Here is a 19,108-nt window from a genome sequence, read left to right on the forward strand (position 1 = left end):
GTCCAGCGCCTCGAAGAACCTCGCCTTCAGCGCCTCAAAATCCACGACCCCCGCAACTCCCTGAACTCCAGGGTGTTGCGGGGATCAATAGAACCCGCCTGAGGACTCCGGGGGCGCGGCCGTGTGCCGGTATGCGGAACGCGTCAGTCGGCCTGGCCGTACATGCGGTCGCCGGCGTCGCCGAGGCCGGGGACGATGTAGCCGTTCTCGTTGAGCCGCTCGTCGACGGAGGCGGTGACGACGGTGACCGGGGTCCCCTCCAGCTCCCGCTCCATGATCTCGACGCCCTCGGGGGCGGCCAGCAGCACCACGGCGGTGATGTCGTCGGCGCCGCGCCGGATCATCTCCTTGATGGCGGCGACCAGGGTGCCGCCGGTGGCCAGCATCGGGTCGAGGACGTAGACCTGCCGGCCGGTGAGGTCCTCCGGCATCCGCGCGGCGTAGGTGGACGCCTGGAGCGTCGACTCGTCGCGGATCATGCCGAGGAAGCCGACCTCGGCGGTGGGCAGCAGCCGCACCATGCCGTCGAGCATCCCGAGCCCGGCCCGCAGGATCGGCACCACCAGCGGACGCGGGTACGACAGCTTGACGCCGGTCGTCCGCGCGACCGGGGTGTCGATGTCCACCTGCTCGGTGCGCACGTCCCGCGTCGCCTCGTACGCGAGCAGGGTGACCAGCTCATCCGCCAGACGACGGAAAGTGGGGGAATCGGTGCGCTTGTCGCGCAGCGTGGTGAGCTTGTGCGCCACCAGAGGGTGGTCGACGACGTGTATCCGCATGCCATCCACAGTAACGGGCAGGTCGGAGCGGGCATCCCTGGCGCCCGGGATGGCATCAAGGCGGCGCGTCGGGGGAAAGTGGAGGAAAGCTCCCCCGGCTCGCGCGGGGGGCGTGAACAGCAGCCCAGGGACGGGGGCCTGATGCCGGAACCGGACGGACGCCGCACGGAGCGCGACGACGCCCGCGACCGCGGTGGTGTGCCCGACGCCACCCCCGGCCCCGGCCGTGACCGTGACCGCGAGGAGGAGCTGTCCCGGCGCCGCGCCCGGGCCCGGCTCCGTGAGCGGGCTCTCGAACGCGCCCGGGAGCACGCCCCCGCCCGGGAGACCGAGGGCGGCCCGGCCGACCGCCACCGGCGCGCGACGGGCGCCCCACAGGCGGAGGGCGCCCCCGAGACACCCACACCGCCCGCACCGGACACCGAGGGCCCCGCCGGGCCCGAGTCCGACGCCGAGCGACGCCGCAGGCGGGCCGCGTTCCTGCGCGAGCTGACCGAGGCCAAGGAGCTGCGCGCCCGGGTCCAGCCGCGCCGCGCCCGCGCCGCCCGGATGCGCCAGCAGATGCGGATGCGCACGTTCCGCTGGTGAGGGCCGCCGGGGCCGGCCCGCCGGCACCCCGCCCGCCCCAGACGCCCCACCGGCCCGGCACCCGCCGCGCCGCGCTCCCGTACCCGGCCCGGTGCGCCCCCCGGACGCCCCCGATCCACCCCGCCGGACGCGCGACGCGCACACGGCACGCGGAAGACCTCACCTGACGGGTTCCTTTCTGCCACGATTCCGGTGGGCGGGGCACCCCGCCTGCCTCCGCCGGAGGAACCGCCGACCGGCACACCTAGGACAGTGGGAGAGTCACGGTGTACTTCGCCGCACTGCTCGCGCGCACCGAAGTCGGGTGGGAAGCGAGCGACACAGACCTCGACGACGTGGAGACCCTGTCGGACCTCACCGATCTGGCCCGCGAGGCCACGACGGACGACGACACGGTCCTGGCCTACATCGAGCAGGAGGACACGTGGTTCGGCATCGTCCGGGTGGACGGTGAGGACGACCCGCGGATCTACGTCTCCGACGCCGCGGCGGCCGCCCGCAGCTCGTACGGGGAGATGCTGCTCACCGACGAACTGCTCGGCCGCACCCCCGAGGACGACGACGTCCTCGCCGACCTCGACCTCGACGGTACGGAGGAGGGCGAGCCGTACCGCGAGGACCAGGACGACGACACCTACGACTCCGGTGACCCGGACGGCCAGGCCGGGGCCGGGCCCCTCGGGGACGGCGGGCTCCTCGCCGACCTCGGCGTCGGCGAAGGGGAACTGCGCGCCCTGCGCCCCGGCGACGCGCTCGGCGAGATCGCCGAGGTGCTCGGCGCCTCGGAGGTGCTGGAGGCGGTGCGCTGACCGCGCGGGCGGCCGGACGGCCGGGCCGGTAGGTTCCGAGTGTGAAGAGCACACGCCCGGAGCCGCCCGGTCCGGCCGGCCCCGCCCCCGACCCCGTCCGCACCCCCTGGGAACCCGCCATGCGGCAGGCCCTCGCCGAGGCCCAGCGGGCGGGACGCGGCGGCGACGTCCCGGTGGGCGCCGTCGTCCTCGACCCGGACGGCCGTCTGCTCTCGGCCGCCCACAACGAGCGGGAGGCGGACGGCGACCCGACGGCGCACGCCGAGATCCTCGCCCTGCGCCGGGCCGCCGCCCGTTCGGGCCGCTGGCGGCTGACCGACTGCACGCTGGTCGTCACCCTGGAGCCGTGCACGATGTGCGCGGGCGCCGCCGTCCAGTCCCGCGTCGACCGGGTGGTCTACGGCGCCCGCGACGAGAAGGCCGGAGCCGCCGGCTCCCTGTGGGACGTGGTCCGCGACCGCCGTCTCAACCACCGCCCCGAGGTGATCGAGGGCGTCCTGGCCGCCGACTGCGCCGCGCTCCTGACCGAGTTCTTCCGCGCCCGCTGACCTTCCGCGCCCGCCTGAGGGATACGGATTTCGGTCCACGGCCCCCGATGGTCTAAGCTCTCTCTCGGTAGCGTGTCCGAGCGGCCGAAGGAGCTCGCCTCGAAAGCGAGTGTGGCGCAAGTCACCGTGGGTTCAAATCCCACCGCTACCGCCTCTGAACCGCCCCCGACCTGCACGCCAGGCCGGGGGCGGTTCTTCGTGCGCCCGGCGCCCTACTCCGCGACGGCCGGGGCGGGCGTGGCGAGGATGCCGTTGACCAGGACGTCGAAGCCCCAGCGGAACCGCTCCTCGGGACTCCCCGCGACCAGCGCGGGCATGTGCGCCGAGATCGCCGGGTGGGTGGCCTCGCTCGCGGCGCCCAGCGTGTGGACGGTGGCGTTCCACTCGTCGGTGGCGGCGGGGTCGCTCTCCCGGGTCGCCTGCTCGGCGGCGGTGGCCGTCGCGTTCTGGAGCAGCGTGTCCACCCCCCAGGCCGCCTGTTCCCGCCCGGCCCCGCCGCGCGAGAGCAGCACCAGCACGCGCTCCACCAGCCGCAGGTAGTTCTCGCCGCTCGGCCGCGCGACCAGAGCGGAACGGGCCAGCTGCGGATAGGCGAAGAGCACGAGCGTGTACGAACGCAGCACCGCGCGCAGCTGCTCGCGCCAGTCGCCGTCCCCGCCGTCCCCGCCCTCGTCGTCCCCCGCCAGGTCCACGTCGCCCAGCAGGGCGTCCAGGACCGCCGCGTGCAGGGCCGCCGTGTTGGCCACGTAGACGTAGAGCGAGGCCGGGCCGGTGTCCAGCTCCTGGGCGAGGCGGCGCATCGTGACCTTCTCCAGCCCCTCCTCGCGCATGATCCCGAGGGCGGCCGCCACGATCCACTGCCGGGACAGGGCGGGCTTGGCCGGGCGGTCCCGGCGGCTCGTCGGCTCTCTTCTGGCGGTCATGGCCCCGAGCGTAACGAACATGTTCGTCGCGGTGGCCGGGCCGTGCCCGCCGAGTGAGGGTCGGAGGGGACGGCGACGGGCGAGGAGCCGCCCGGGGAGCGGAGAACGACCCCTTCCACGGGGCCGTTGGTCCCAGAAACCTCACCCGCCGCACCCGCCGATGATCGGTTGATCGCGTTAAACTTCCGCGATCCGCCGCACCGACGACCAGTCGGGTGGCGGAACCGGGACGGCCGGCCGGGGCGTCCCCGGCACGGAGAGTCGGACGCCAGGGGAGGCGGCAGGGGTGGTGCAAGCCAAGAAGGTCGCGCTGTACTTGGTGGTGGTCTTCGTGCTGTACGTGATCATCAGCGACCCCGACACGGCCGGGGACTACGTCACGATGGGCTTCGAGGGCATCTCCAACGCCGCCTCGGCGGTCGGCGACTTCATGACCTGGATCGCCAACGGCGGGAATTCCTGACCGGTCCCGTCCCCGGATGCCGCTCGCCCGGCATCACCCCCGAGTGGCGGCGGCCATCCGGAGGGAGTCCGCCCGTTCCGGCCCCCGGACGCGGCACCGCGTGCGCCGCGCACCCCGGCGCGCACCCCCGTGCTCGTACACTCCGCACACGTCGCGCGTGCTCCAGCACGTTTGCGTCGATCGCGCCAACTTGCCCCTCAACACGGCTTTATACGGTGCTTGCACACAGTGCGTCCGTCTTGTGATGCTATGACCGCTTTTGACGGATAGTGGACGATCAAGGGGTGGCGTTGCCCGTGCCGGCCAGAACCGCGCCTCACGCACCGCCCCAGGACGGTCCCGGCCCCGGCGGCGCGAACACCGTGCCCGGCGCCGGAGCCGCCCCGGGCGCCGAAACCGTGCCCGGTTCCGGGACGGGCCCGGGGCGGACGCAGCGCAGCGCGCCCTTCCGGCCGGGGCGCGCCTCCGACCCGGCCGCGCGCAAACGCGGGGCGGACACCCGCGCGCTCACCCAGCTCCTCTTCTCCCAGCTCAAGGAGGTGGAGCCGGGCACCGCCGAGCACGCCCGGGTCCGCAGCGCCCTCATCGAGGCCAACCTGCCCCTGGTCCGGTACGCCGCCGCCCGCTTCCGCAGCCGGAACGAGCCGATGGAGGACGTGGTCCAGGTCGGCACCATCGGCCTGATCAACGCCATCGACCGGTTCGACCCGGACCGGGGCGTGCAGTTCCCGACCTTCGCGATGCCGACGGTGGTCGGCGAGATCAAACGGTACTTCCGGGACAACGTCCGCACCGTCCACGTACCGCGCCGGCTCCACGAGCTGTGGGTGCAGGTCACCAGCGCCACCGAGGACCTCACCACCGCGCACGGCCGCTCCCCGACCACCGCCGAGATCGCCGAGCGGCTGCGGATCAGCGAGGACGAGGTGCTCGCCTGCATCGAGGCCGGCCGCTCGTACCACGCGACCTCGCTGGAGGCGGCCCAGGAGGGCGACGGGCTCCCGGGCCTGCTCGACCGGCTCGGCTACGAGGACCCGGCGCTCGACGGCGTGGAACACCGCGACCTCGTCCGCCACCTGCTGGTCCAGCTCCCCGAGCGCGAGCAGCGCATCCTCCTGCTGCGCTACTACAGCAATCTGACGCAGTCCCAGATCAGCGCGGAGCTGGGCGTCTCGCAGATGCACGTCTCGCGTCTGCTGGCCCGGAGCTTCGCGCGGCTGAGATCCGCAAACAGAATCGATCCCTAACCGGAACGGGTTGACTCGATTCGCGGCCCGGGCTGCGCGAAAACCCCTCACACCCCCTGTTTACGGGGCCAACTCCCCCGTTTTTTGTCGACTTACCGCTACAGCGTGTTGCCGACATGTGACATTCTGCGGGAACGGCGTTTGCCGCAGGCTCACCGCCGGTATTCAGGTGGAGGCTGCGTTCCTCGACGAGGGCGTCGCCGCGACCGTCCGCGACCTCAAGGGGGTGGCATGTCCGCAGAACAGGGCAGCTCGAAGGTGCTCACGCTCAGCAAGAGTGCCCCCGGTGTGCTCGACCGTGCGGAATTCCCGCATGGCCTGCCGCCGGAGACGACCCGTCAGGAAGACGCGCTCCGGGCCACGGTGCCGGCGCAGGCCGCCCACCCGGCCGGGCCCCCCGGCGCCGCGGACACGGTCACGCCGCTCCCGGAGGCCGACGAGGCGGTCCCGGCCGACCTCCCCGAGCCCTCGGGCGCGCTCGACACGCGCACCCTCTCCCGCTCCCTCTTCCTGCGCCTGCGCGAGCTGGCGGCGGAGGACTCCGGCGGCCAGGACAGCCCCGAGCGGGCCTACGTCCGCGACACCCTCATCGAACTGAACCTCCCCCTCGTCCGGTACGCGGCGGCCCGCTTCCGCAGCCGGAACGAGCCGATGGAGGACATCGTCCAGGTCGGCACCATCGGCCTGATCAAGGCGATCGACCGGTTCGACTGCGAGCGCGGGGTGGAGTTCCCGACCTTCGCGATGCCGACGGTGATCGGCGAGATCAAGCGGTTCTTCCGGGACACCAGCTGGTCGGTGCGGGTCCCGCGCCGCCTCCAGGAGCTGCGGCTCGCGCTCACCAAGACCAGCGACGAGCTGGCCCAGAAGCTCGACCGCTCCCCGACCGTGCCCGAGCTGGCGCACGCGCTCGGCGTCTCGGAGGAGGACGTCGTCGACGGCCTCGCCGTGGGCAACGCCTACACCGCCTCCTCGCTCGACTCCCCGGCCCCCGAGGACGACGGCGGCGAGGGCTCCCTCGCGGACCGCCTGGGGTACGAGGACACGGCGCTGGAGGGCGTGGAGTACCGCGAGTCGCTCAAGCCCCTGCTGGCCAAGCTGCCGCCGCGCGAGCGCCGGATCATCATGCTCCGCTTCTTCGCCAACATGACCCAGTCGCAGATCGGCGAGGAGGTCGGCATCTCCCAGATGCACGTCTCGCGCCTCCTCACCCGCACCCTGGCCCAGCTCCGCGAGGGCCTGATCGCGGACTGACCGCCTCCACCCGGCCGCCTTCGCATGTGCGCACAGAAAGAAGCGCGCCCCTCGGGAAGAGGGACGCGCGTCTGCCGCCCGGCCTGCCGTGCCTGCCAGAACGGCGACTAGGCCAGAGCTTCGGGAGCCAAAGGGGCGCGTGGCGCCCCGGCGGCGAGCGAAGCTCCAAAGATCACGAGAAGGCGAGCCAGGCGACGGCGGCGAGGATCGCCACCACGGCGACGACGCCGACGATCAGGCCGACCCGGGGGCCGGAGGACGGGGTGGCCTGCGTCTGCTGTCCGGCGGGGCCGGGCTCGTCGACGAAAGCGCGGAACATCTGCGTACTGCCGGCCGGGTCGTGACCCTGGGGACCCTGCGGCGACTGGGGGTTGTGTGCCATGGGCCAGGACACTAGCGAATCCGGGCCGCCCGCCCAACCCTCGGGCGATGTGGGCCGGTTCGCCCGGCCCGGCGGGCCGGCGCGCGAGGGTGCCGCGAGGGCGTCGCGAGGGGGCGTCGTACCGTGCGGAATCGCCTGTTCACCAGGCGCGTCCGGGGTCTTTGCCAAAGGCCCCCCGGGCTTTGCACCCGCACCCCCAGACCTTTGCCGACTCTTTAGCGCGATTGCCCCAGTTTCGTTTGCCTGCGGCAACCATCCAGTTCTATCGTTGCCCTAAGCAACAAACAGGAGAGGCCGATGGCTGCTCAGTCCCAGTACGAGCAACTGGCCCGTCAGCTCAGCGCCATCGGAGCAGTGAAAAGAGGACTCGCCCGCGTCCTGCCGAACGACTGCCCGCCCGGTTCCATCGCGGTACTCAACCTTCTCGACCTGCACGGCGAGATGCGGATGAGCCGGATGGCCGAGCTGCTGGCCGTCGACATGTCGGTCACCAGCCGTCATGTGGCACACGTGGCGGACCGTGGCTGGCTCGACCGGTCCCCGGACCCGTCGGACCGCCGGTCCCGGATCCTCCGTCTCACGCCCGAGGGCAAGCTCCTGCTGACCGAGCTGTCCGAGCGCTACGTCAGAGCGCTCGGCCACTACATGGAGAACTGGTCGGACGAGGAAGTCGACCAGCTCATCTCGCTCCTCGGCCGCCTGCGCGAGGACTTCGGTGACTGCCGCTCGATCCCGAGCCGGCTCACCGACGAGCCCGCGCCGGCACCGAGCGACCCGCCGACCGCCCGTACGTCCCTCTAGGACGCGCGGGCGGCGGGCCGGTCCGGCCGCACCCGCGGTGGGGACCGGCCCGCCGTCCGTGTCCGTCCGGACGGGGGACGTACATCCGCGCACGATGTAAGAGAAGGATTTTCATGGCAACAACCACGCCGGAAGGTGTGCGGGGCAGCCATGCCGCCAAGCACGGCGGCGCCGCCGCGGCGTCTGCCGGTGCGCCCATGTCGCACCGGCAGATCATGGAGGCGCTCTCCGGGCTGCTGCTCGGCATGTTCGCCGCGATCATCTCGTCGACGATCGTCTCCAACGCCCTGCCCAAGATCATCGGAGACCTGGGCGGCGGCCAGAGCGCCTACACCTGGGTCGTCACCGCCTCGCTGCTGACCATGACGGCCTCCACGCCGCTCTGGGGCAAGCTCGCGGACCTCTACAACAAGAAGGTCCTGGTCCAGATAGCCCTGGTCATCTTCGCGATCGGCTCGGTCGTCGCGGGACTGTCGCAGGACCCGGCCATGCTCATCGCCTGCCGGGCGGTCCAGGGCATCGGCGCGGGCGGTCTCGCCGCGCTGGCCCAGATCATCATGGCCGCCATGATCGCCCCGCGTGAGCGCGGCCGGTACAGCGGCTACCTCGGCGCCACCTTCGCCGTGGCCACCGTCGGCGGCCCGCTGCTCGGCGGCGTCATCACCGACACCTCGTGGCTCGGCTGGCGCTGGTGCTTCTACGTGGGCGTGCCCTTCGCCCTGATCGCCCTGGTCGTGCTCCAGAAGACCCTGAAGCTGCCCGTGGTCAAGCGGGACGTGAAGGTCGACTGGCTGGGCGCGTTCTTCGTCGTCGCCGCGGTCTGCCTGCTGCTGATCTGGGTGACCTTCGCCGGTGACAAGTACGACTGGATGTCGTGGCAGACCGGTGTCATGGTCGGCGGCTCCATCGTGCTGGCCCTGATCTTCATCCTGGTCGAGTCGAAGGCCACCGAGCCGATCATGCCGCTGCGGCTCTTCCGCAACCGCACGATCACCCTGGCCTCGCTGGCCTCGCTCTTCGTCGGTATCGCGATGTTCTCCGGCACCGTCTTCTTCAGCCAGTACTTCCAGCTGGCGCGCGGCGAGTCGCCGACGATGTCCGGTGTCATGACGATTCCGATGATCGCGGGCATCTTCGTCTCCTCCACCGCCTCCGGCATCATCATCACCAAGAACGGCCGCTGGAAGGCGTGGCTGGTCTCCGGCGCGGTGCTGCTCACCGCGGGCCTCGGCCTGCTGGGCTCCATCCGCTACGACACCCCGTACTGGCACATCGCGCTCTTCATGGCGCTGATGGGTCTGGGCGTCGGCATGATGATGCAGAACCTCGTGCTCTGCACCCAGAACCAGGTGGCCCCCTCGGACCTCGGCTCCGCCAGCTCCGTCGTCACCTTCTTCCGCTCGCTCGGCGGTGCGGTCGGCGTCTCGGCGCTCGGCGCCGTCATGGCCACCAAGATCACCGACTACGTGACCGACGGCCTCACCGCGCTCGGCCCGAAGGCCGCCGCGGCGGCCCAGCAGGGCGGCGGCTCCAGCGGCGGCTTCCCCGACCTGGACGCCATGCCGGCCCCGATCCGGACCGTCTTCGAGTCGGCCTACGGCCACGGTGTCGCGGACGTCTTCCTGATCGGCGCCCCGATCGCGGCCCTCGCCCTGATCGCCGCGATCTTCATCAAGGAGGTCCCGCTGCGGACCCAGGGCGCCCTGGCCCAGACCGAGAGCGAGGGCGGGCAGACCGCCCCGGTCCCGGCTCCGGCCGAGGCCCGCGTCCCGGCCGCCGTCGGCGCCGCCACCGCGGAGACCACCGCGCTCGGCACCGTCGCAGGCCAGGCACCGGCGTACGAGACGGCCCCGCCCGCCTCGAACGGCATCACCGTCCACGGCACGGTCCGGGGCGCGGAGGAGGCGCCGGTGGTCCACGCCACCGTCACGCTGATCTCGCTCGGCGGCCGCCAGCTCGGCCGCGCGGTCGCCCAGGGCGACGGCTCCTACGCGCTGGACGCCCCCGAGCCCGGCAGCTACGTGCTGATCGCCTCGGCCGACGGCTTCCAGCCGCAGGCCAGCACCGTGGTGGTGGGCGAGCAGCCGCTCGGCTACGACATCCTGCTCAGCGGGACCAGCGGCCTGACCGGCACGGTCCGTGCCGAGAACGGCGGCCCGGTCGCCGGAGCCATGGTGATCGTCACCGACGTGCGCGGCGACGTGCTGGCCACCGGTGCCAGTGACGAGGCCGGCGCGTTCACCTTCACCGAGCTGGTGCCCGGCCCGGTCACGATCACGGTCAACGCCGAGGGCCACCGCCCGGCGGCGCTCCCGGTCGAGATCGGCGCCACCGGCGTCACCCACGTCGAGGTCGCCCTGCACACCGGGGCCCGCGTCCAGGGTGTCGTCCGGGCCGCCGGCGGCCCGCTGGCCGGGGTGCGCGTCACCCTGGTCGACGCCGCGGGCAACGTGGTCGCCTCCCGCACCACCGCCGAGGACGGGGCCTACGGCTTCGCCGACCTCGACGGCGGCGAGTACACCGTGATCGCGACCGGCTACCCGCCGGTGGCCACCGCGGTCACCCTCAGCGGGCCCGGCACCGACGGGCACGACATCGAACTCGCCCACCCCGGCGAGTGACCCGCCCGCGCCCGGCGCCCTCCTCGTGAGCGGCGCCGGGCGCGGCCACAGGCCACGGGTCCGGCGGGCGTCCCCAGCGGAGGCGCCGGGCAGAACCCGTGGAAGGGCCCCGGACAGCGCGGCGGACCGGCAGGGGACGGCCGGTCCGCCACGTCCGGGGCCCGTCGTCGCTCTACCAGGCCGGGCCCCCGGACCACGGCACGGTTCCACCCGTAAGGGTCGCCTCGGGGCGAATGGGGTGCCGGGGGCGAACCGTTTCGGTACGGAGGAGTCGTACGGGAGCGGAAGGCGGGGCCTCACCCGGGCGGGAGCCGGGGGGGCGCCGGGGGCGGCCGGGGGGTGACACGCTGCGGGGGCGGCGGCGACGGGGCGGACACGGGGGCGCGCGGGCGGCGGGACCGCCGGCGCACAGACTTCCCGCCAGGCGGCCACCGGGCCACGGGCCCGGGCGGCACCAGGGCGGACAGGGACATCGGGCGGACGGCGCCGAGAGCGGCGGCCGCACACCGAGAACAGCGGAACTGCGCAAGGAGAGAGACCGGATGGGACTCACCGCACGGATTCGGACGCGCGACGGATGGGCAGTGCCCCACGCCGTCGTCACCGTCACGGACATGACCGGACGCCAGGTCATCCGTGCCGACGCCGACACGGACGGCCTGGTCGAGGAGGCGGCCGAGCTGGTCCCCGGCCCGTACACGGTCATCGTCACGGCGGTCGGCTACGGACCCTCGGCCTCCACCGCGCTGGTCGGCGCGGGCGGCAGGGCCGACGCGGGCACCATCGTGCTCACCCGGCAGGGCGGCACCGAGCTGCCCGCGCCCGGCACCTGGACGGTCGACCCGGCCCACTCGACGGTCGGCGCGGTCGCCCAGCACCTGGGGATCTCCAGCGTGCGCGGCCGGTTCACCGACTTCACCGCCCGGATCGAGGTCGGCGGGGAGGACGGCTGGTCCAAGTCCCGCGTGGAGGCGGTCATCCAGGCCGCCTCGATCGACACCGGCAACCAGATGCGCGACGGGCACCTGAAGTCCCCGGACTTCCTCGACGTGGTCAACTACCCGCAGATCACCTACCTCAGCTCCGGCATCGAGGTCGCGGGCGAGGACCGCTGGACCGTCCACGGCGACCTGCGGATGCACGGCGTCTCCCGCCCGGTCGACCTCGACCTGCGCTACCTCGGCACCGGCTCCGACCCCTGGGGCGGCACCCGCGCCGCCTTCACCGCCACCGCCGAACTGCGCCGCGAGGACTTCGCGATGAACTACAACCAGGTCATCCAGGCGGGGATCTCGGCGATCGGCACCAAGCTCCGGGTGGAGATGGACATCCAGGCCGTGCAGGGGGACACCCTGCCGGGCTGAGTCTTCCGGCCGGGCGGGCTGAGATCACGGCTCGCCCTCGATCCGGGTGCCGGTCAAAGATGGCCTCAAGCGCCGGCCGGGCTGATTTTTCCCGCTCCGGGCGTCGCACGCTCAGGCGGGGGAGCCCCGCGTAAGGTGCGGCCATGTCTCCCTCCATCGCCACCAACACCCGGGTCGACCGCGCCGAATTGCTGGACTTCGTCCGGCCGAGGCACCGGGCCCTCCTGCTCACCGCCCGTGCCGACGGCTCCCCGCAGGCCTCCCCGCTGACCTGCGGGGTCGACGGCGAGGGCCGGATCGTCGTCTCGACCTACCCGGAGCGCGCCAAGACCCGTAACGCGCAGCGGAATCCGAAGGTCAGCGTGGTCGTGCTGAGCGACGAGTGGAACGGGCCCTGGGTCCAGATCGACGGCACCGCCGAGGTGATCGACGCCCCGGACTCGGTCGAGCCGCTCGTCGAGTACTTCCGGGTGATCTCCGGGGAGCACCCGGACTGGGACGAGTACCGCGCCGCCATGCTGAAGCAGGGCAAGTCCCTGATCCGGATCACCCCGGAGCGCTGGGGCCCGGTCGCCACCGGCGGCTTCCCGGCCCGGCTGGCCTGAGGCGCGGGCGGGGCCCGCCGGGCGCGGGTCCCGTCACTCCTCCCGGGCCACCATCGCCTCGATCCCGGCGACCAGCAGGTCGAGGGCGGTGGCGAAGTCCCGCTCGCGCATCTCCTCCACGGTGTGCCCGCCGCGCTCGGCCCGCAGCCGGCCCGGCTCGGTGAAGTCGCCCTCCAGGCCCGGGTGCCGGCGGATCGAGCCCATCGCGTGGCGGAAGTAGGCGTCCTGCGTCATCCCCGCCTCCCGCGACCGTTCGACGTAGTGGCCCTCGGCGGTGCCGAAGCCGTAGACGAACTGCGAGACGGCCTCCATGGCGCCCTGCTGCCGCTCCGGTCCCAGGCCGGTCCGGGCCAGCACCTGGCGCAGCCGGCGCGCGAACGCCATCGAGTGCGGCCCGATGTTGAGGTACGTGCCCGCCAGCGCCGACGCCCAGGGGTGGCGGACGAGCAGGGCCCGGTACCCGGCGGACAGGGCGCGCAACTCCGCGCGCCAGTCGTCCGCCCCGCCCTCCGTGCCCGCCCCCGCCAGCTCGGCGAAGGCCGCGTCGAGGGCGAGTTCCAGCAGGTCGTCCTTGGTGTCGACGTACCAGTACAGGGACATCGCGGTGACGCCCATCTCGCCCGCGAGGCGCCGCATCGAGAACTTGGCCAGCCCCTCGGCGTCCAGCAGCCGCACCGACGCCTCGGTGATCCGCTCCCGGTCGAGCCCGTTGCGGGCGGCGGACCTGGCCGGTTTCGCCGGCTCCTCGTCGGCGGCCAGCCAGATGCTGGGCCGGGGCGGCAGCGGCTCTCCGGGTTCACCGGGTCCACCGGCTCCGGCGGCGGGTTCGCCGGTGGCGGGGCGGCCGGGTTCACGCGACACGGGAGGCTCCCTCCTCGGACTTCCCGGCCGGGACGGGCTCCGGCCCGGCGGCGCGCTCGGCGCGGCTCAGCAGGTACGCGGCGAGCAGGCCGCCGGTGAGGACGGCGGCGGCGCCGACGAACTGGCTGGTGGACAGGCCCGTCGAGAACGAGTCGGTGACCCGCTCCCGCGCCGCGCCGGAGTCGGCCGCCGCCATCGCCGCCGGGAACGACCCGGCCGCGCCGGCCCCGAGCAGGGCCGCGAACCGGGAGTTGAGCACGGCACCGAGGACCGCCACCCCGAGCCCGTTGCCGAACTCCGCGAGGGTGCCGTTGATCCCGGCGCCGACACCGGCCTTCTCCTTCGGGATGGAGCTCATGATGGCCAGCGCCATGGCCGGGTTGGCGATGGCGCAGCCCACGCCGATGAAGAGCAGACCCGCCAGCACCCCGGCGTACCCGTCCGAGGCGAACAGGGCGATCGAGGTCACGCCGACGGCCAGCATCGACATGCCGACGCCGATCGCGGCGGGGGTGCCGAGCCGCTTGGTCCAGCGGGCGGAGATCCCGGAGAAGTTGAGGACGACGACGGTCAGCGCGAGCGGCGCCGTCCGCAGACCCGCCTCCAACGGCCCGTAGCCGAGCACGAATTGCAGGTGCTGGGTGAGGAGGAAGAGCGAGCCGCCCATGCCGAAGGTGATGAGCACCGCGCCAGCGACGGCGCCGGTGAACCGCTTGTCGCGGAAGAAGGACATGTCGAGCATGGGGTGCGGAATGCGCAGTTCCCACAGGACGAACCCGGTCAGCACGGCGAGGCCGAGCCCCGCCCCCGCCAGTACGGCCGCCGAGCTCCAGCCGTGCTCGGGGCCGGAGATGATCGCGTAGACCAGCGAGGTCATGCCGACGGTGGAGAGCAGCGCGCCGACGAGGTCGGGCCGGTCGCCGCGCGGGTTCTTCGACTCCGGGACCAGCGCGACCACGGCGACGAGCCCGATCAGCACGACCGGCACGTTGATGAGGAAGATCGAGCCCCACCAGAAGTGGTTGAGCAGCACCCCGCCGATCAGCGGACCGGCCGCGAACCCGAGCGCGTTGACCGCCGCCCAGATGCCGATCGCCCGCGCCTGCTCGTGCGGGGCGAAGATCTGCATGGCGACCGCGAGGGTGGTGGTCAGCAGCAGCGCGCCGCCCACCCCCATCCCGGCGCGGGCCGCGATGAGCTGCGCGGAGGTGGTGGCGAGCCCCGCCACCACCGACCCGATCCCGAAGAGCACCAGGCCGGTCAGGAGCATCTTGCGGCGCCCGTACCGGTCGGCGGCGTTGCCCGCGGTGAGCAGCAGCCCCGACTGGACCAGCGCGTACGCGTTGATCATCCACTGGATGTCGGAGGTGGAGGCGGCCAGTTCGCGGGTGAGCGAGGGGATGGCCACGGTCAGCACGGTGTTGTCGAGCAGCACCACCAGTTCGGCCAGGCAGATCACCCCCAGGATCAGCCAGCGCTGGGGGTGCCCCTGAGCCTCGGTCGTCGGGACGGGTGCGGGCGCGGGGGCCGGGCTCTCGGCGGCTGCCGTCATCCGGGGGCTCCTGGTTCGAGGGCGGTCGGGCTCACTTATACACCGTAAAGCTCTCCTTCTACGGTGTAAAACCGCTGCCTCCCCGGTACCTTTCCCGGGCTCACCCCTCACCCGGAAAAGAGGCAATCATGCGTATCCACCTGGCTTTGAGACGCCATGTCGTACCTCTCCTTCTGGCCGTCGGGCTCGTCCTGACCGCCTCGGCCACCGCCCATCCGGCCACCCCGCGCCCCGTCCCACTCCGCGTCGCCACCTACAACATCCACGCGGGGGCGGGCGAGGACGAGGTCTTCGACCTGGACCGGCAGGTACGCGCGCTGCGCTCGCTCGACGCCGACGTCATCGGCCTCCAGGAGGTGGACGTGCACTGGGGCGAGCGCAGCCAATGGCGCGATCTCGCCCGCGAACTCGCCCACCGGCTGGGAATGCACGTCGCTTTCGCGCCGATCTACAGCCTCGACCCCGAGCCCGCCGCCGGCACCACGCCCCCGCGCCGCGAGTTCGGCGTCGCCGTGCTCTCCCGCCACCCCGTGCTCCGCGTCCGCAACCACGAGATCACCCGGCTCTCCACCCAGGGCGAGAACCCGCTCCCCGAACCGGGCCCCGGTTTCCTCCAGGCCACCGTCGCCGTCCGCGGCATCCCCCTCGACGTCTACGCCACCCACCTCGACTACCGCCCCGACCCCGCCGTCCGCGCCGCCCAGGTCGCCGACATGCTCCGGGTGATGGACCGCCCCTGCCCGTTCCGCTGCCCCGCGCACCTCCTCCTCGGCGACTTCAACGCCCGCCCCGACGCCCCCGAACTCACCCCGCTCTGGGCCACCTTGCGCGACGCCGACCCGGGCGCCCCGACCTTCCCCGCCTCCGCACCCGACCGCCGCATCGACTACGTCGCCACCAGCGCCGGCATCGACCTCCGCAGGGCGTGGACCGCCCCCACCGGCATCGCCTCCGACCACCTCCCCGTCGTCGCCGACCTCCACCTCACCCGCCGCTGACGCCGCCGGCCCGGGGGCGGAGCGCCCTAACGGGCATCCGCCCCCGGGTCCGCCGCCTTCAGCACGTACCCGGCCCCCCGCCGCGTGTGGATCATCGGCATCCCTCGCCCCGCCCCCACGTCGATCTTCCGCCGCAGGTACGAGATGTAGAGCTCCACCAGGTTCCCGCGCGCCCCGGCGCCCGCGCCCCAGACCCGCTCCAGGATCTGCGCCTTGCTCAGCACCCGGCGCGGGTTGCGCATGAGGTACCGCAGCAGCTCGAACTCGGTCGCGGTGAGCCGCACCGGCACCCCGCCCCGCGTGACCTCCCGCCCCTCCTCGTCCATCACCAGGTCCCCCACGGCCAGGTGCGGCGCCCGCTCCCCGGCCGACTCCACCAGCGCCCGCACCCGCGCGACCGCCCGCGCCACGTCCCCGCTCACGAAGAGCACCGGCACCTCGGGCACCACCTCCTCCAGCTGCGCGAGCCGCCCCCGCAGATCCGCCGGAATCCCGTGCAGCACGACGACATCGGGCCGGAACTCCCGCGCCACGGCCACGAACTCCACCCCCGCACTCACCACGCACCACCCCTCCCCCCGCAAAGCCACCCCGAGCGCCCGCCCGTCACCACCCCCGGCCACCAGCAACACCCGCACGGCCGCCGCCACCGCACCGGACTCCCGCCGCACCGCGCCTCCGGACACCGACTCCTGCCGTGCCGCCCCTGCCGGCACCGACTCCCGCCGCGCCGCCGCGATCTGCTCCGTACCCATCGTCAGGCTCATGAGCGCCAGCGTGGCCGGGGGCCGTGAGAGGCCACTGAGTGGAACCTATGATTCCGCTGAGAATCGCGGGGACAGCGCCCACGCGCCTCGCTCAGAACAACCCGCCCTGCCGATGCGCCGGCTCCAGCGCCCGCACCTCCACCCCGTCGGTGACCGCCCCCTCCCCCACCGCCTCCAACTGCCACCCGGCCATCAACCTCGTGTCGACCACCAGCACAGCCCCCCGGCTCCCCTCCCGCGCCAGATGCAGATCGGGCCCGGCCGCCCCCACCAACCGCCCGGCCACGACAGCCCCGTCCCGCAACCCGCCCACCAGCGCCCCGGCCCCGCCCCACTCGGCCTCCGCCAGCCGGAACACCACGCCGTGGTCCACCACCGCGAACTCCGCCCGCTCCAGCGCCTCCGGCCACCCGGCCAGCCCCACCGCCCGCCCGTGCCACTCCGCCAGCTCCGCCGCCCGCACCCCGGCCGGCGGCAACTCCCCCCGCACCGCCCGCTTCCGCGCGTACGACACCCGGTCCGGCACCCCCAACGCCGACCGCAACAACTCCTCCGCCCGCCGCGCCGCCATCAACGGCCCTCGCCCGAGCCAGGCGAACGCCACCGCCCCCTGCTCCAACAGCCGCGCCGCTCCCCGGTCCTCCCGCGTGATCCCGACCTTCACCATCCCCGGCCCGAACCACGCCAGATACACGGCATACGCCCGCGGATCATCCGCCATCGTGTCCGCCGCCACCGACCGCGCCCGGTCCAGCCGCGCACACCCCTCACACTGCGCCCGCGTACTCCCGGCCCCCACCTCGGCCCGCTCCGGACAGACGGTCCGCCGCCCACCCCGCCACACCCCGAGACACCGCCGCACCCCCGCCACCCGAAACCCCAGCCCTTCCCCGACCCTCAGCGCACTCCCCCGCTCCCCACGCCCTTCGCCCCACCACCCGAGCACAGGCAGGCCCTCCCGCCACCCCATCCCTGTGCACCACCACGCAGTCCCCACGCCGTCACCCCACCACGGGCTCGGCGGTCACCAGGTACCCGACAAAGCCGACCCCGGGCCGCTCCACCGCCCACCCGGCACCCGCATGATCCTCGATATCGGCCTCGACCACCGGCCACTCGACGACAACCCCAGCCCGAAAGCACACCCCACAGCACTGCATCTGCCAGCCGTCGATCCGGATCGTCACAGTCACCCGGCCATTCTCCGCCGCACCACTGACAACACGAGAGGCCCCCAGGATCTCTCCTGGGGGCCTCTCGCCTGCTGTGCACTCGGCAGGATTCGAACCTGCAACCTTCTGATCCGTAGTCAGATGCTCTATCCGTTAAGCTACGAGTGCTTGTGCTTCCCGGGTTTTTTTCGCCCCGGTCGGCGTTGCGTGGACAACATTACCCCACCTGCGGCGTGAGGCGAAATCCGATTAGCCCACCCCGCCTGACCTGCGGAAACGTTCAGACGGGCTGAGGTGGGAAGTCGGGCCGGCCGTGGGGCCGAGGGGCGGTTTCGGGGTGTCGGCGGGGGTGAGCGCGGGGATTCCGCTTCTGGGCGGCGTCGGAAGGCAAGCCTCGCGGCGCGGCTCTTCTTCTTCCGGACACGACGAAGCCCCGACCGCTGGGCGATCGGGGCTTCGGTGAGGCGGAGGCGGAGGGATTTGAACCCTCGATGGGGGGTAAACCCCAAACCGCATTAGCAGTGCGGCGCCATAGACCGGACTAGGCGACGCCTCCAGCACACCCTCGCGTGGCGAAGGTGCGTCCAGATGATGACACAGCCAGGTGGCCCGTCACCAATCGCCACCCAAGGTACTAGGCGTGATGCCCGCAGGGCAAAGCATTCTTGGCGCGGTGCGTAAGCGGAACGTCGGCGGCCGTGGGGCGTTAGGCAGGGCGCCGGAGTGCCCGGCGATCTGTACCGGACGACCTGGAGCCCCCTTGCTGCGCCGTACCGCCCTCGTTCTCGCCGCCTCGGCCGCCGCCCTGCTGGGTACCGTCCCGCCCGCCGCGCAGGCGCACTCCGGGCCCGGCGGCCCCGTACTGCCGTCGGTCGGGGTGCCGTCGGTCAAGGTGCCGGGGCTCGGTGCGGGGCCCGGCTTCGGTGCGGGGCAGGACCGGCTGACGGTGACCGTGCGGGACGCGGGGGCGGGGGACGGGACGTACGTCCTGCGGTGCCGGCCCGCCGGGGGAGACCACCCGGACGTGAAGGGAGCGTGCGGGCGGCTGGCGGAGCTGGCGGCCCAGGGCCAGGACCCGTTCGCGCCGGTGCCGAGGGACGCCATGTGCACCATGCAGTACGGCGGGGACGCGACGGCGCGCGTCGAAGGGAGCTGGCGGGGGCGGGCCGTGGACGCCTCGTTCGCGCGTACGGACGGCTGCCGGATCGCGCGGTGGGACCGGCTCGTTCCCGTCCTGCCTTCGACCGGATCATGACGCGACCCGCGCACAAGGCACACACCTCCTCCGTGCGACCTCCCTCTCATCCGGCACCCGGGGACCGGTCTGCCCGTAGACTCCCTCCCGTGACAGGCTGCGGACCCGGGGGCAGGATG

The 19,108-nt window shown here is 73.2% G+C and carries 20 protein-coding genes and 3 tRNA genes; 13 read left to right on the plus strand and 10 right to left on the minus strand.

Features of this window, described 5'->3' with window-relative positions; genetic code table 11:
* Positions 1–143: 143 nt before the first annotated feature.
* Positions 144–779: a uracil phosphoribosyltransferase gene (upp, locus tag IF45_RS0112590; protein WP_003949500.1), complete on the minus strand. Its 636-nt coding sequence runs from the start codon at positions 777–779 to the stop codon at positions 144–146.
* Between the two features lie 249 nt (positions 780–1,028).
* On the opposite strand from upp, the gene IF45_RS0112595 reads away from it, so the two are divergent.
* From IF45_RS0112595 to IF45_RS0112610, 4 genes are all read left to right on the plus strand, one after another.
* Positions 1,029–1,367, plus strand: coding sequence for a hypothetical protein (locus IF45_RS0112595; RefSeq protein WP_370443952.1), 339 nt, complete (start codon positions 1,029–1,031; stop codon positions 1,365–1,367).
* A 266-nt stretch (positions 1,368–1,633) separates the two neighbouring features.
* The gene (locus IF45_RS0112600; protein ID WP_003949499.1) at positions 1,634–2,176 is read left to right on the plus strand and encodes a tRNA adenosine deaminase-associated protein; all 543 of its coding nucleotides are present in this window, start codon (positions 1,634–1,636) and stop codon (positions 2,174–2,176) included.
* 41 nt (positions 2,177–2,217) lie between these two features.
* Entirely contained in the window at positions 2,218–2,724 is a 507-nt protein-coding gene (tadA, locus tag IF45_RS0112605) for a tRNA adenosine(34) deaminase TadA (RefSeq protein WP_008409112.1), read from the plus strand.
* 66 nt (positions 2,725–2,790) lie between these two features.
* A tRNA-Ser gene (locus IF45_RS0112610) sits at positions 2,791–2,875 on the plus strand.
* A gap of 61 nt (positions 2,876–2,936) precedes the next feature.
* Here IF45_RS0112610 and IF45_RS0112615 read toward each other — a convergent pair.
* Complete coding sequence (locus tag IF45_RS0112615; protein WP_086014545.1) at positions 2,937–3,647, minus strand: TetR/AcrR family transcriptional regulator; 711 nt, start codon at positions 3,645–3,647, stop codon at positions 2,937–2,939.
* 286 nt (positions 3,648–3,933) lie between these two features.
* Between IF45_RS0112615 and IF45_RS33290 the strand changes: the two genes are divergently transcribed.
* The 3 genes from IF45_RS33290 to IF45_RS0112630 all read left to right on the plus strand — a co-directional run bounded on the left by IF45_RS33290 (position 3,934) and on the right by IF45_RS0112630 (position 6,611).
* Positions 3,934–4,110: a hypothetical protein gene (locus IF45_RS33290; RefSeq protein ID WP_003949496.1), complete on the plus strand. Its 177-nt coding sequence runs from the start codon at positions 3,934–3,936 to the stop codon at positions 4,108–4,110.
* Positions 4,111–4,472: 362 nt separating this feature from the next.
* Positions 4,473–5,357: an RNA polymerase sigma factor SigF gene (locus IF45_RS0112625; protein ID WP_003949495.1), complete on the plus strand. Its 885-nt coding sequence runs from the start codon at positions 4,473–4,475 to the stop codon at positions 5,355–5,357.
* A 231-nt stretch (positions 5,358–5,588) separates the two neighbouring features.
* Complete coding sequence (locus IF45_RS0112630) at positions 5,589–6,611, plus strand: RNA polymerase sigma factor SigF (RefSeq protein WP_003949494.1); 1,023 nt, start codon at positions 5,589–5,591, stop codon at positions 6,609–6,611.
* 172 nt (positions 6,612–6,783) lie between these two features.
* On the opposite strand, the gene IF45_RS32295 is transcribed toward IF45_RS0112630, so the two are convergent.
* On the minus strand, positions 6,784–6,993 hold the full coding sequence (locus IF45_RS32295; RefSeq protein WP_030307430.1) for a hypothetical protein: 210 nt from the start codon (positions 6,991–6,993) through the stop codon (positions 6,784–6,786).
* A 297-nt stretch (positions 6,994–7,290) separates the two neighbouring features.
* Between IF45_RS32295 and IF45_RS0112640 the strand changes: the two genes are divergently transcribed.
* The 4 genes from IF45_RS0112640 to IF45_RS0112655 all read left to right on the plus strand — a co-directional run bounded on the left by IF45_RS0112640 (position 7,291) and on the right by IF45_RS0112655 (position 12,384).
* On the plus strand, positions 7,291–7,794 hold the full coding sequence (locus tag IF45_RS0112640) for a MarR family winged helix-turn-helix transcriptional regulator (RefSeq protein WP_008409110.1): 504 nt from the start codon (positions 7,291–7,293) through the stop codon (positions 7,792–7,794).
* 197 nt (positions 7,795–7,991) lie between these two features.
* Positions 7,992–10,415, plus strand: coding sequence for an MFS transporter (locus tag IF45_RS0112645; protein ID WP_481000428.1), 2,424 nt, complete (start codon positions 7,992–7,994; stop codon positions 10,413–10,415).
* 542 nt (positions 10,416–10,957) lie between these two features.
* Complete coding sequence (locus IF45_RS0112650; protein WP_003949490.1) at positions 10,958–11,779, plus strand: YceI family protein; 822 nt, start codon at positions 10,958–10,960, stop codon at positions 11,777–11,779.
* A gap of 143 nt (positions 11,780–11,922) precedes the next feature.
* On the plus strand, positions 11,923–12,384 hold the full coding sequence (locus tag IF45_RS0112655; protein ID WP_008409107.1) for a PPOX class F420-dependent oxidoreductase: 462 nt from the start codon (positions 11,923–11,925) through the stop codon (positions 12,382–12,384).
* Positions 12,385–12,417: 33 nt separating this feature from the next.
* Here IF45_RS0112655 and IF45_RS0112660 read toward each other — a convergent pair whose 3' ends face one another.
* Positions 12,418–13,245: a TetR/AcrR family transcriptional regulator gene (locus IF45_RS0112660; protein WP_030307435.1), complete on the minus strand. Its 828-nt coding sequence runs from the start codon at positions 13,243–13,245 to the stop codon at positions 12,418–12,420.
* Entirely contained in the window at positions 13,235–14,797 is a 1,563-nt protein-coding gene (locus tag IF45_RS0112665; RefSeq protein WP_030307437.1) for an MFS transporter, read from the minus strand. Before IF45_RS0112665 ends, IF45_RS0112660 begins: the two co-directional genes overlap by 11 nt.
* A 128-nt stretch (positions 14,798–14,925) precedes the next feature.
* Here IF45_RS0112665 and IF45_RS0112670 point away from each other — a divergent pair, with 128 nt between their 5' ends.
* Positions 14,926–15,795: an endonuclease/exonuclease/phosphatase family protein gene (locus tag IF45_RS0112670; protein ID WP_030307439.1), complete on the plus strand. Its 870-nt coding sequence runs from the start codon at positions 14,926–14,928 to the stop codon at positions 15,793–15,795.
* 26 nt (positions 15,796–15,821) lie between these two features.
* Here the strand turns inward: IF45_RS0112670 and IF45_RS0112675 are convergent, their stop codons facing one another.
* From IF45_RS0112675 to IF45_RS0112695, 5 genes are all read right to left on the minus strand, one after another.
* Complete coding sequence (locus IF45_RS0112675) at positions 15,822–16,550, minus strand: winged helix-turn-helix transcriptional regulator (protein WP_030307441.1); 729 nt, start codon at positions 16,548–16,550, stop codon at positions 15,822–15,824.
* A gap of 103 nt (positions 16,551–16,653) precedes the next feature.
* Positions 16,654–17,532 (minus strand): DUF2797 domain-containing protein, encoded by an 879-nt coding sequence (locus tag IF45_RS0112680; protein ID WP_030307443.1) that lies wholly within the window; start codon positions 17,530–17,532, stop codon positions 16,654–16,656.
* A 31-nt stretch (positions 17,533–17,563) separates the two neighbouring features.
* Complete coding sequence (locus IF45_RS0112685) at positions 17,564–17,755, minus strand: DUF6578 domain-containing protein (protein WP_030307445.1); 192 nt, start codon at positions 17,753–17,755, stop codon at positions 17,564–17,566.
* Positions 17,756–17,829: 74 nt separating this feature from the next.
* Positions 17,830–17,902, minus strand: a tRNA-Arg gene (locus tag IF45_RS0112690).
* Between the two features lie 297 nt (positions 17,903–18,199).
* Positions 18,200–18,290: transfer RNA gene (locus tag IF45_RS0112695), tRNA-Ser, on the minus strand.
* 204 nt (positions 18,291–18,494) lie between these two features.
* Between IF45_RS0112695 and IF45_RS0112700 the strand changes: the two genes are divergently transcribed.
* The gene (locus IF45_RS0112700) at positions 18,495–18,989 is read left to right on the plus strand and encodes an SSI family serine proteinase inhibitor (RefSeq protein WP_008409100.1); all 495 of its coding nucleotides are present in this window, start codon (positions 18,495–18,497) and stop codon (positions 18,987–18,989) included.
* Positions 18,990–19,108: the final 119 nt, after the last annotated feature.

The organism is Streptomyces albidoflavus (assembly GCF_000719955.1).
In the GTDB taxonomy this organism is placed as follows: Bacteria; Actinomycetota; Actinomycetes; order Streptomycetales; family Streptomycetaceae; genus Streptomyces; species Streptomyces albidoflavus.

Bases quoted from the DNA above. Each gene is read 5' to 3' on its own strand.
- IF45_RS0112650 (WP_003949490.1), top strand. From the start codon at position 10,958: ATGGGACTCACCGCACGGATTCGGACGCGCGACGGATGGGCAGTGCCC.
- IF45_RS0112680 (WP_030307443.1), bottom strand. From the start codon at position 17,532: ATGGGGTGGCGGGAGGGCCTGCCTGTGCTCGGGTGGTGGGGCGAAGGG.
- IF45_RS0112615 (WP_086014545.1), bottom strand. From the start codon at position 3,647: ATGACCGCCAGAAGAGAGCCGACGAGCCGCCGGGACCGCCCGGCCAAG.
- IF45_RS0112645 (WP_481000428.1), top strand. From the start codon at position 7,992: ATGTCGCACCGGCAGATCATGGAGGCGCTCTCCGGGCTGCTGCTCGGC.
- IF45_RS32295 (WP_030307430.1), bottom strand. From the start codon at position 6,993: ATGGCACACAACCCCCAGTCGCCGCAGGGTCCCCAGGGTCACGACCCG.
- upp (WP_003949500.1), bottom strand. From the start codon at position 779: ATGCGGATACACGTCGTCGACCACCCTCTGGTGGCGCACAAGCTCACC.
- IF45_RS0112640 (WP_008409110.1), top strand. From the start codon at position 7,291: ATGGCTGCTCAGTCCCAGTACGAGCAACTGGCCCGTCAGCTCAGCGCC.
- IF45_RS0112655 (WP_008409107.1), top strand. From the start codon at position 11,923: ATGTCTCCCTCCATCGCCACCAACACCCGGGTCGACCGCGCCGAATTG.
- IF45_RS0112675 (WP_030307441.1), bottom strand. From the start codon at position 16,550: ATGGGTACGGAGCAGATCGCGGCGGCGCGGCGGGAGTCGGTGCCGGCA.
- IF45_RS0112630 (WP_003949494.1), top strand. From the start codon at position 5,589: ATGTCCGCAGAACAGGGCAGCTCGAAGGTGCTCACGCTCAGCAAGAGT.
- IF45_RS0112665 (WP_030307437.1), bottom strand. From the start codon at position 14,797: ATGACGGCAGCCGCCGAGAGCCCGGCCCCCGCGCCCGCACCCGTCCCG.
- IF45_RS0112670 (WP_030307439.1), top strand. From the start codon at position 14,926: ATGCGTATCCACCTGGCTTTGAGACGCCATGTCGTACCTCTCCTTCTG.